We start from the raw sequence: 11,632 nt of genomic DNA on the forward strand, positions 1-11,632 counted from the left end.
ATAGAAAATGAAAGCTTTACTGGTATTGGTACTTGGCAGTCTTTGCGGCGCGGCGATGGCCGGCGAAGCCAAAGATGCCGAGCAGATTCCGGTTGAACAGTACAGTTACTCGCAGCACCTGGACATTGCCCGCGTCATTTCCATGAGCGAAGTGCCCAATGTGTGCGAAGTCGTGCCAGCCCGCATGACCTACGAGGACTCCCAAGGACAGAAGCACATTCTCGAATACCGCGTGATGGGGAACGGCTGCTCTAACGGCTGATACCTTGTGAATTGGGGGCCCTGCGGGCCCCATTCGCGGGTAAACCCGCTCCTACAGGTACTGCGCCAGTTTCACGAGCGGCGCGGCAAATGTAGGAGCGGGTTTACCCGCGAAGAAGTCACCACTGAATTAACAGGCTATTAACTCAAAACTTCTTAATCTGCCGACTTGCCCAACGAATAGTCCTTCAACTTGTTGGCAATCGTGGTATGCGAAACACCCAATCTTTTCCCGAGCGCCCGGCTACTGGAAAACTCCCCCATCAAACTTTCCAGCACCGCTTTTTCAAAGCGTCCGACAATCTGCGAAAGATCACCATCCAGCGAAAACTCACCCAACGGCTGGCGCACGCCATAATCCGGCAAACGAATATGTTCGCTTTTAACTACGCCGCCTTCGCATAACGAAACCGCCTGGAACAATACGTTTTCCAACTGCCTTACATTGCCCGGCCAATGATATTGGCTGAGTTTGTCCATCGCCGCCGGCGCCAGGCGCGGCATGGCACAGCCGATCTGTCGGCTGGCCTGGTCGAGGAAGTGCTGCACCAGCCCTTCCAGGCCATCCATGCATTCGCGCAAGGGCGGTATGTGCAGGGACAACACGTTGAGGCGGTGATACAGGTCCTGGCGGAACTCGCCACGGGCACACAGCTCGGACAAATCCACCTGGGTTGCGCAAATCACCCGCACGTCCAGGTACACCTCTTCATCGCTGCCTACACGGCGGAAGCAACCGTCCTGCAGAAAACGCAGCAGCTTCACCTGCAGGCGCGGGCTCATCTCCCCTACGCCGTCGAGGAACAGCGTGCCACCGGCGGTCAGCTCCAGCAGCCCCAGCTTGCCCTCGGCACGCGCCCCTTCGAATGCCCCTGGACCGTAACCAAACAGTTCGGTTTCGGCCATCGACTCGGGCAACCCGGCGCAGTTCAGCGCCATCAGCGGCGACTGGCCGCGCGGGCTGGCCAGGTGGCAGGCACGCGCCAGCAATTCCTTGCCAGTGCCGGTCTCGCCCTCGATCAGCAACGGCGCATCCAGCGGCGCCATGCGCCGCGCTTCACGCACCACCGCGGCCATTACCCGCGAGCTCTGGAAGATGCTGTCGAAACCGCGCAACTCCTGCTTGCGCACGTTGTAGATACGCTCGCCAATACGGTCGGCGCGGTGCAGGGTGAGTACCGCGCCGGCCAGCGCCTCGCTGTCATCATGCTCGGACTGAAGCGGCGCGATATCGGCCAGGAACACATCCCCCTTTACCTTGATACGCAGGCCATTGATGCGCGACTTGTTGGCACGCACCAGCTCCGGCAGGTCGAAGTCCTCCACATAGCGCGCCAGCGGCATGCCCGGCACCTCATCCACCCGCACCCCCAGCAACTGCGCCGCGGTACGGTTGGCGGCGACGATGCTGCCACCCATGTCGATCGACAGCACCGGGAAGTCCAGCGCCCCCAGCAATGCATTCAGCTCCATGTGCCGGCGCTCGCTGGGCATCAACCCCACGCGCTTGACGCCGAACACCCCGGCAATTGCCTCGAACTTTGGCCGTAGCGCCTGGAACTGCAAATTGATCAGGTTCGGGCAATGCAGGTAGATGGCGTTGCCATGGTCACCGCCCACCTCACCGCGCAGTACGTTGATGCCGTACTCCACCAGCAGGTTGAGGATGTCGCGCAGGATGCCAATGCGGTTTTGGCAATGCACTTTGATACGCATGAGGGCTCTCGAAGCGCCAATGTTTTTCAACACCGCGCGGAAAAGTCGTAAAGATAAGCTGACAAAAACAACGCAGGCATCAGCCAGATGCCTCGGATTTTCCGACACCCGTACCGTTTTGTAAAATTATCGTTACGAAAACAGGCTAAACCGCCCTCCTCGGCAGCAGCCTTCCCCCGTGCAAAACAGCGAGCGAAGGGATATTCCTTAGGTATGTCCTGCACATAACAAGAAAAGCCCTCACCAGGAGAGCCACATGAAACAGACGCAATACGTGGCACGCGAGCCCGATGCGCATGGTTTTATCGATTACCCGCAGCAAGAGCATGCGGTATGGAACACCCTGATCACCCGCCAGCTGAAAGTGATCGAAGGCCGTGCGTGCCAGGAATACCTGGACGGCATCGACCAGCTCAAGTTGCCACATGACCGCATTCCGCAACTGGGCGAAGTGAACAAGGTGCTGGGCGCCACCACCGGCTGGCAAGTTGCCCGGGTACCGGCACTGATCCCTTTCCAGACCTTCTTCGAACTGCTGGCCAGCAAGCGCTTTCCGGTGGCCACCTTCATCCGCACCCCGGAAGAGCTGGACTACCTGCAAGAGCCCGATATCTTCCATGAGATCTTCGGCCATTGCCCGCTGCTGACCAACCCTTGGTTCGCCGAATTCACCCACACCTACGGCAAACTTGGCCTGGCTGCGACCAAGGAACAACGCGTGTACCTGGCGCGCCTGTACTGGATGACCATCGAGTTCGGCCTGATGGAAACCGCGCAGGGCCGCAAAATCTATGGCGGCGGCATCCTCTCGTCGCCGAAAGAGACCGTCTACAGTTTGTCTGGCGAGCCTGAGCACCAGGCCTTCGACCCAATCGAAGCCATGCGCACGCCGTACCGCATCGACATCCTGCAGCCAGTGTATTTCGTGCTGCCGAACATGAAGCGCCTGTTCGACCTGGCCCACGAAGACATCATGGGCATGGTGCACAAAGCCATGCAGCTGGGCCTGCACGCACCGAAGTTTCCACCCAAGGTCGCTGCCTGAGCACCCTTGCCGATAACAACTCGAACCGGAAAACATCACATGAACGCCTTGAACCAAGCCCATTGCGAAGCCTGCCGTGCCGACGCACCGAAAGTCACCGACGAAGAGCTGGCCGAGCTGATTCGCGAAATCCCGGACTGGAACATCGAAGTACGTGACGGCCACATGGAGCTGGAGCGCGTGTTCCTGTTCAAGAACTTCAAGCACGCCCTGGCGTTCACCAATGCCGTGGGCGAAATCGCCGAGGCCGAAGGCCACCACCCGGGGCTGCTGACCGAGTGGGGCAAGGTCACCGTGACCTGGTGGAGCCACTCGATCAAGGGGCTGCACCGCAATGACTTCATCATGTGCGCGCGTACTGACGAGGTTGCGGAGACGGCTGAAGGCCGTAAGTAAGTAATAAGAAAGGGCCGCTTCGCGCCCCATTCGCGGGACAAGCCCGCTCCCACAGACCGCGCCTGCACAGGCTTGTGCGCGATACCTGTGGGAGCGGGCTTGTCCCGCGAATGGGGCGCGAAGCGGCCCTTTTTCATGGGAAAAATGTCCGCTGTTCGCCCGTAAAACCGACAAGCGAACGGTAAAAAATCCAAACTGTCATCCAGACTTGTGTATCCTGCCCCCTGCTTTGCGAAGCTCCAACCGCGCCTGGCGCAGACTTTTCACTCACACTTGCGAGGAACGACGAGATGCATGAGATCCCGAATCTTCCCTTCCCAAGCCTGAACCCAGAAGAGCCAACCGTGACCGTTCACGCCGAACCGGCGCCTGCCTTCGAGCAGGATGGTGACGATCAATCCAGCGCTGACCAGGAATAACTGCGCATCCCCCGACTGTGTGAAAACGGCTGACCTGCGGACCACCCCCGTCATCACGTTTTCACACCGTCCTGACCCCACGTAGGCCCCCATGCCCGATTCACCCCGCCCCCTTGCGGTCACCCTGCAAGTCGTCTCCATCGTCCTCTTCACCTTCATCGGCTACCTGAACATCGGCATCCCGCTGGCCGTTCTGCCTGGCTATGTGCACAACGACCTGGGTTTCAGCGCCGTGGTCGCCGGCCTGGTGATCAGCGTGCAATACCTTGCCACCCTGCTCAGCCGCCCTACCGCCAGCCGCATCATCGACAACCACGGCAGCAAAAAAGCAGTCATGTATGGCCTGTTCGGCTGCGGCCTGAGCGGGGTATTCATGCTCGCCTGCGCCTTCCTCACCCACCTGCCCTGGCTGAGCCTGGCCTGCCTGCTGGTCGGCCGCTTGGTGCTGGGCAGCGCCGAGAGCCTGGTGGGTTCCGGCTCCATCGGCTGGGGCATTGGCCGAGTGGGCGCCGAACACACCGCCAAGGTCATCTCATGGAACGGCATCGCCAGCTATGGCGCGCTGGCCATCGGCGCCCCGCTGGGGGTACTGATGGTCAAAGGCCTGGGGCTGTGGAGCATGGGTGTGAGCATCATCCTGTTGTGTGCGCTCGGCCTGCTGCTGGCCTGGCCGAAACGCGCCGCGCCGATCGTCAGTGGCAAGCGCCTGCCGTTCATGCAGGTGCTGGGCAAGGTGTTCCCGCATGGTTCGGGGCTGGCCCTGGGCTCGATCGGCTTTGGCACCATCGCCACCTTCATCACTCTGTACTACGCCAGCCGGGGCTGGGCCAATGCGGCGCTGACCCTGAGCCTGTTTGGTGCCAGCTTCATCAGCGCGCGGCTGCTGTTCGGCAACCTGATCAACCGGATTGGCGGGTTCCGGGTGGCCATCGCGTGCCTGTCGGTGGAAACACTGGGGCTGTTGATGCTGTGGCTGGCACCCAGCGCCGAGCTGGCATTGGCGGGTGCAGCGCTGAGTGGGTTTGGTTTCTCGCTGGTGTTCCCGGCGCTGGGCGTTGAGGCGGTGAACCAGGTGTCGGCGGCCAACCGCGGGGCGGCGGTGGGGGCGTATTCGCTGTTCATCGACTTGTCGCTGGGGGTGACCGGGCCACTGGTGGGCGCGGTGGCGGCGGGGTTCGGGTTTGCTTCGATGTTTCTGTTTGCGGCGGCTGCGGCGGCTTGCGGGTTGGTGCTGAGCCTGTATTTGTATCGGCAGGCGCGTCGGGATAGAGATCGCACAGCAGAAGGCTGAAAGCTGTATTGCCCGGGCGGGCCCATTCGCGGGTAAACCCGCTCCCACAGGTACAACACCGCCCTCAAGCCCGGTGATGTCCCTGTGGGAGCGGGTTCACCCGCGAATGGGCTGCAAAGCAGCCCCCGGGGCCCTGAAGGTCAGCGCTGAGCGTACTGCAACACCACTTCCAGCGGGTGGCGCATCTTGCGTTCGGTCATGCGCTTGACCTGGCTACGGCACGAATAACCGGTCGCCAGTGGCTCGCCTTCCTTGTCCAGCTTGGTCGCCCAACTCTGCTCGAAGATGGTCCTCGAGGTTTCCTGGTTACGCGCCTCATGCCCATAGGTACCGGACATGCCACAGCAACCGGTCGCCTCGGTCACCAGCTTCAGCCCCAAACGGGCGAACACCTGCTCCCACTGCCTGGTACTGGCCGGCACGTTGGTCTTCTCGGTGCAGTGCGCCATCAGGCGGAAGTTGCCCGGCGCGGTCGGCGCCTGCTCCGGCAACACATCCATCAGCCACTCCTGCGGCAACAGCACGTTCGGGCAACCGTCCAGGCCCGGCACTTTCTGGTACTCCTGGCGGTACACCAGGGTCATCGCCGGGTCCAGGCCCACCAGCGGCACGCCACAGTCGGCCAGGGCCTTGAGCTGGGTGGCATTGCGGATCGCCGCCTTGGCGAACGCCCCCAGGAAGCCCTGCACATGCAGTGGCTTGCCGTTGGCGCTGTACGGCGCCAGGAACACCCGGTGGCCCAGGCGGTGGGCCAGGTCGATGAAGGCCGACAGCAGCGGCGTCTCGAAGTAGCGGGTGAAGGCATCCTGCACCAGTACGATACTGCGCTCGCGCTGGGCCGGGGTCAGTTCACGCAGGGCCGGCACGCTGGCTACGCCGACACGGCAGCGGGCCAGGGTGGCCTGGAAGTTGAAGCGGCTGATCAGCGGGCTGTCGACCATGCCGACCTTGTCGGCCAGCAGCTTGCTCACCCACTTCGAGCCCATCACCGCGTTGTACAGCCCCGGTGCGTGCGCCAGATACGGAATGGTGAATTCCAGCGAGCCAATCAGGTAGTCACGCAGCGGGCGCTGATAGCGGCCGTGGTACAGCTCGAGGAAGCGTGAGCGGAAGTCCGGCACGTTGACCTTGATCGGGCACTGTCCGGCGCACGACTTGCACGCCAGGCAGCCTGCCATGGCGTCGTACACTTCATGGGAGAAATCTTCCTGGCCCTGGCTGCGCGCGCGGTTGTTGCGCAGGCGCGCCGGCAGGCCCTTGAGCCACGACACCTTGTTGCGCGCTGCGGCCAGCACGTCGATGTTGGCCTCACCCTGCAGGCGCAGCCACTCGCGCATCAGCGAGGCACGGCCCTTGGGCGAATGCTGCCGCTCACGGGTGGCCTTCCACGATGGGCACATGGCGTCGTTGGGGTCGTAGTTGTAGCAGGCGCCGTTGCCGTTGCAGTGCACGGCGCTGGGGAAGTCCTGCCACACGCGCTCGTTGATGGTGCGGTCAAGGTCGCCGCGCAGGGTCACGCCATCCACCGGGGTCAGGCCTTCGGTGCTGCCTGGCGGGGTGCAGATCTTGCCTGGGTTGAGCTGGTTGTGCGGGTCGAAGGCGCCCTTCAGGCGCTGCAGCGCCGGGTACAGTTCGCCGAAGTACTCGGGCACGTATTCCGAGCGCAGGCCCTTGCCGTGCTCGCCCCACAGCAGGCCACCGTAGCTTTTGGTCAGCGCCGCCACGGCATCGGAAATCGGCTTGACCAGAGCCGCCTGGGCCGGGTCTTTCATGTCCAGTGCCGGGCGCACGTGCAGCACGCCGGCATCGACATGGCCAAACATGCCGTAGGCCAGACCATAGCCATCGAGCAGCGCGCGGAAGTCGGCGATGTAGTCGGCCAGTTGCTCCGGCGGCACCGCGGTGTCTTCGACGAACGGCTGCGGGCGCACTTCACCCTCGACGTTGCCCAGCAGGCCCACGGAACGCTTGCGCATGACATAGACACGGGTAACGGCCTCGGCGCCTTCAGCCAAGGTATGCCCAAGGCGCTCGACGCTGGTGTCCGCCTGCAGGTGTTCGACAAAGGCCTGCACCCGGGCATTGACCTCGGCCGGCTCGTCGCCGCAGAACTCCACCAGGTTGATGCCCAGGGTCGGGCGCTCGGGGTCGGCCGGGAAGTACTCGGCAACGCTGTGCCAGACGATGTCCTTCATCGCCAGCATCAGCACCTTGGAGTCGACGGTCTCGATCGAAAGCGGCTTGTGCGCCATCAGCGCATTGGCGTCACGCAGGGCATCCATGAAGCTGGTGTAGCGTACGTTGACCAGTACCGCGTATTTGGGGATCGGCAGCACGTTGAGCTTGGCTTCGACCACATAACCCAGCGAACCTTCGGCACCGCACAACACGCTGTTGAGGTTGAAACGCCCCTGCTCGTCGCGCAGGTGCGCCAGGTCGTAGCCGGTCAGGCAACGGTTGAGCTTGGGAAAGGTGGTTTCGATCAGCTCGGCCTGGGTTTCCTGGATCTCCCGGGCCATGCGGTACACCTCGCCAACCCGGCCAGGCGCGGCGCAAGCCCGCTCCAGCGCGGCATCGTCGATCGGCAGGCTGTGCAGGCGCTCGCCACCGAGCAGCACGCTGTGCAGCTCCAGCACGTGGTCGCGGGTCTTGCCATAGGTGCAACTACCCTGGCCGCTGGCGTCGGTGTTGATCATGCCGCCGACGGTGGCGCGGTTGGAGGTGGACAGCTCGGGGGCAAAGAACAGCCCGTGCGGCTTGAGCGCGGCATTGAGCTGGTCCTTGACGGTACCGGCCTGCACCCGCACCCAGCGCTCCTCGACGTTGATTTCGAGGATGTTGTTCATGTGCCGCGACAGGTCGACAACGATGCCATCGGTCAGCGACTGGCCGTTGGTGCCGGTGCCACCGCCACGCGGGGTCAGCTTGACGTCCTTGAAGCGCGGCTCGCCCATCAGTGTGGCGACGCGCGCCACATCGTCGGCATCCAGCGGGAACACCGCTGCTTGCGGCAGGCGCTGGTAAATCGAGTTGTCGGTGGCCAGCACCGTACGGGTGGCGTAGTCGGCACTGATCTGGCCACGGAAGCCGCTGTTGCGCAGGGCTTCGAGGAATTCGGGGTAGTTGGCGCTCGGTGCAACGGTCGGCAGCTGGGCGATCATCGAAGGATGGCCTCTTGATATTGGCTAATTCACGGGATTCCTGTCGTACCGGCATGGGTCAATACATGCGGGGATGACGTATAGGCCAATGTTCCTGTAGTTTGGCTCCAGGGGCAAACGGATAATCCTGCCGCTATCAATGACTTTTATGAATGAATTACCGCCACCTGACACCGTCCATGTCGCTGCTGCTGGCATTCGAGGCTGCGGCCCGGCATGAAAGCTATACCCGCGCCGCTGCCGAACTGTCGCTGACCCAGAGTGCGGTCAGCCGCCAGGTCCAGGCGCTGGAGCAGCAACTGGGCCTGACCCTGTTCCGCCGCGAAGGGCGCCAGGTGCAGTTGACCGATGTCGGCCGCCTGTACCAGCGCGAGCTGAGCGAGGCACTGGGGCGTATCCGTAGCGCCACACTGCAAGCATTAGCCTACCAATCCGGCGTGGGCACCTTGCGCCTGGCCACCCTGCCCACCTTCGGCTCGAAATGGCTGCTGCCGCGGCTGCATGCGTTCTACAGCGCCCACCCGGGCATGCTGGTGCACATTCATTCGCGCATCGAAGCCATCAATTTCGACACTAGCGAGATCGACGCCACCATCGGCGTGGCCAGCCACGACCTGCCGGGGCTGATCTGCCATCGCCTGCACGCCGAAGAGCTGGTAGTGATTTTGCCGCCGGAAGCGGGCGCCGACAGCCAGGGCTGGAGCCCGGCGCGGATCAGTGAAGAGGTGCTGCTGAACGTGGCCAACAACCCGCATGCCTGGGGTGAATGGTTCTCCCACCACAGCCTGGCGCACCGGGCGATGCGTTTGGGGCCAAGCTTCGAGCTGACCTCGCACCTGATCCAGGCGGTGCGGGCCGGCATTGGGATCGGGCTGGTGCCACGCATATTGGTGGAGGAGGAATTGGCCAAGGGTGAGCTGTACAGCCCGGGGGGGGCGTTTGCCAGCCAGCGTAGTTATTACCTGATCTATCCGCCGAGGAATGAAGCGTTGCCTTCGTTGCGGGCATTCAGGAGCTGGTTGCTGGAGCAGATATGAGTTTTTGCCTGTGCCGGCCTATTCGCGGGTAAACCCGCTCCTACGGGGGGATCACCGGACCCGAGGGCAACGCTATACCCGTAGGAGCGGGTTCACCCGCGAAAGGGCCCGAACAGGCAACAAAAAACCCGAAGCCAGTCTCCCGGCTTCGGGTTCCTCTATCACCAACCAGGCCTTACTTGGCCACAGTACCAGCGGCCCCACCGGCATTCATCTTGCGCCGCGGCTTGACCATGTAGATCACGAACATCGCAAACAACCACACCGGAATCGCATACACCGAAACCTGGATGCCCGGGATCATCAGCATGATGCCGAGGATCAGCACCACGAAGGCCAGTACCACATAGTTGCCGTACGGGTACCACAGGGCCTTGAACAGCGGCTTCTGGCCGGTACGGTCCAGGTGCTGGCGGAACTTCAGGTGCGAGTAGCTGATCATCGCCCAGTTGATTACCAAGGTGGCCACTACCAGCGACATCAGCAGCTCCAGGGCGTTCTGCGGCATCAGGTAGTTGAGCAGCACGGCAACGAAGGTCACGGCAGCCGACACCAGGATCGAACGTACCGGTACGCCACGCTTGTCGACTTTGGCCAGCGACGCCGGGGCATCGCCCTGCTCGGCCATGCCCAGCAGCATGCGGGCGTTGCAGTAGGTACCGCTGTTGTACACCGACAGTGCAGCAGTCAGGACCACGAAGTTCAGCAGGTTGGCGGCCACGTCACTGCCCAGCAGCGAGAACACCTGCACGAACGGGCTGCTGCCATAGCTGCCCCCGGAGGCGTCGATGCTGGCGACCAGGTTGTCCCATGGGGTCAGCGACAGCAGCACCACCAGGGCACCGACATAGAAGATCAGGATACGGTAGATGACCTGGTTGATCGCCTTGGGTATCACGGTCTTCGGCTTGTCGGCCTCGGCAGCGGTGAAGCCGAGCATTTCCAGGCCACCGAAGGAGAACATGATGAAGGCCAGAGCCATTACCAGCCCGCTGACACCATTCGGGAAGAAGCCGCCATGCGACCACAGGTTGGCCACGGTGGCTTCCGGGCCGCCGCTGCCGCTGGTCAGCAGGTAGGCACCCAGGCCGATCATGCTGACGATGGCCACGACCTTGATGATGGCGAACCAGAACTCCGCCTCACCGAAGAACTTCACGTTCATCAGGTTGATGGCGTTGATCAGCACGAAGAACGCCGCTGCGGTGACCCAGGTAGGGATCTCTGGCCACCAGTAGTGGACATACTTGCCGACCGCCGAAAGCTCCGACATGCCCACCAGGATGTACAGCACCCAGCAGTTCCAGCCCGACAGGAAGCCGGCGAAACCGCCCCAGTAGGTGTGGGCGAAGTGGCTGAACGAGCCGGCCACCGGCTCTTCGACGATCATTTCGCCAAGCTGGCGCATGATCATGAAGGCGATGAAGCCGCAGATGGCGTAGCCAAGGATCATCGACGGGCCGGCGGATTTCATCACGCCTGCCGAGCCAAGGAACAGGCCGGTACCAATCGCGCCGCCGAGGGCGATCAACTGGATATGGCGGTTCTTCAGGCCCCGCTTGAGCTCGCCTGAATGCATGTTTTGTCCACTCATGAACGAAGTCACCTGCATTGTTTTTATCTGTGACGGAATCGGACCCACCGCGCTCGTGGCGCAGCGGAATGGGCAAGGTGGTTACCTTGGGTTTCTTGCCAGCGGGTGCCGCCGGGGCGGATCAGCCGGGTGTGGGCAAGAGTGCGCGGTACGCAAAGGGGTCACAGGTAAAACGCGGCGCACTGTATACCCCTGCGAGCGCGCAGGCGTCAACGCGTTGCGTCCTTCCTTCCGGAAAAAACGCAGCGATCCTGTGGTATGGGCCTTGAAAGGCGGAGTGATCGGCGTACATGGCGCCTCCATTTGTTGTTTTGTCAGCCAGGCTCTGTGGACGGGCTCTTGCACACGGCAATGGCGGCTATAACACCGTGGGACGGGGGTTTGGGCAAGGGTGGGTAGCACCGGCGCGGAGGTTTATGCGACTGGGCAGCGGCAAGGTTTGTTTACAAAAATGGGCTTGTTCTGAAATGGAGGCTGAAATCAGCCAAATTTGTATAAATTTCTTTACATGGTGGTTCGGGAACTTGCCAGTCGTCCGAAAAATTCTTTTGCTTCAATATCTTGGGGCCGCTTTGCGGCCCCTAAAATCCTACAGCCAAAAAAAACCAGCCCGAAGGCTAATGCCAGTCAGTTAAGCTGACTGGCATTTTCATTTGCGCATGGGGTACTTCGCCGGTCGTTGCTTCACTGCTCGGGGAAACCACCGGTCAGG

The 11,632-nt window shown here is 62.2% G+C and carries 9 protein-coding genes; 6 read left to right on the forward strand and 3 right to left on the reverse strand.

Features of this window, described 5'->3' with window-relative positions:
• The first annotated feature begins 7 nt into the window (after positions 1-7).
• Positions 8-262: a DUF2790 domain-containing protein gene (locus tag ACIP1G_RS27770; RefSeq protein ID WP_003254526.1), complete on the forward strand. Its 255-nt coding sequence runs from the start codon at positions 8-10 to the stop codon at positions 260-262.
• Between the two features lie 155 nt (positions 263-417).
• Here the strand turns inward: ACIP1G_RS27770 and ACIP1G_RS27775 are convergent, their stop codons facing one another.
• The gene (locus ACIP1G_RS27775; RefSeq protein WP_400742854.1) at positions 418-1,977 is read right to left on the reverse strand and encodes a sigma-54-dependent transcriptional regulator; all 1,560 of its coding nucleotides are present in this window, start codon (positions 1,975-1,977) and stop codon (positions 418-420) included.
• Between the two features lie 256 nt (positions 1,978-2,233).
• Between ACIP1G_RS27775 and phhA the strand changes: the two genes are divergently transcribed.
• From phhA to ACIP1G_RS27795, 4 genes are all read left to right on the forward strand, one after another.
• On the forward strand, positions 2,234-3,022 hold the full coding sequence (gene phhA / locus ACIP1G_RS27780; RefSeq protein ID WP_400742857.1) for a phenylalanine 4-monooxygenase: 789 nt from the start codon (positions 2,234-2,236) through the stop codon (positions 3,020-3,022).
• Between the two features lie 39 nt (positions 3,023-3,061).
• On the forward strand, positions 3,062-3,418 hold the full coding sequence (locus tag ACIP1G_RS27785; protein WP_400742860.1) for a 4a-hydroxytetrahydrobiopterin dehydratase: 357 nt from the start codon (positions 3,062-3,064) through the stop codon (positions 3,416-3,418).
• A gap of 290 nt (positions 3,419-3,708) precedes the next feature.
• Positions 3,709-3,837: a hypothetical protein gene (locus ACIP1G_RS27790; RefSeq protein ID WP_346644723.1), complete on the forward strand. Its 129-nt coding sequence runs from the start codon at positions 3,709-3,711 to the stop codon at positions 3,835-3,837.
• A 91-nt stretch (positions 3,838-3,928) separates the two neighbouring features.
• Positions 3,929-5,128 (forward strand): MFS transporter, encoded by a 1,200-nt coding sequence (locus tag ACIP1G_RS27795; protein ID WP_400742862.1) that lies wholly within the window; start codon positions 3,929-3,931, stop codon positions 5,126-5,128.
• Between the two features lie 140 nt (positions 5,129-5,268).
• Here the strand turns inward: ACIP1G_RS27795 and ACIP1G_RS27800 are convergent, their stop codons facing one another.
• Entirely contained in the window at positions 5,269-8,289 is a 3,021-nt protein-coding gene (locus ACIP1G_RS27800; protein WP_400742865.1) for an FAD-binding and (Fe-S)-binding domain-containing protein, read from the reverse strand.
• A 152-nt stretch (positions 8,290-8,441) separates the two neighbouring features.
• Here ACIP1G_RS27800 and ACIP1G_RS27805 point away from each other — a divergent pair, with 152 nt between their 5' ends.
• Positions 8,442-9,326 carry a LysR substrate-binding domain-containing protein gene (locus ACIP1G_RS27805; protein WP_400742868.1) on the forward strand — a complete coding sequence of 295 codons (885 nt, stop codon included), beginning with the start codon at positions 8,442-8,444 and terminating at the stop codon, positions 9,324-9,326.
• Positions 9,327-9,501: 175 nt separating this feature from the next.
• On the opposite strand, the gene ACIP1G_RS27810 is transcribed toward ACIP1G_RS27805, so the two are convergent.
• Entirely contained in the window at positions 9,502-10,920 is a 1,419-nt protein-coding gene (locus tag ACIP1G_RS27810) for an amino acid permease (protein ID WP_346644727.1), read from the reverse strand.
• Positions 10,921-11,632 lie beyond the last annotated feature (712 nt).

Source organism: Pseudomonas sp. NPDC089392 (genome assembly GCF_044749595.1).
Taxonomy (GTDB): Bacteria; Pseudomonadota; Gammaproteobacteria; order Pseudomonadales; family Pseudomonadaceae; genus Aquipseudomonas.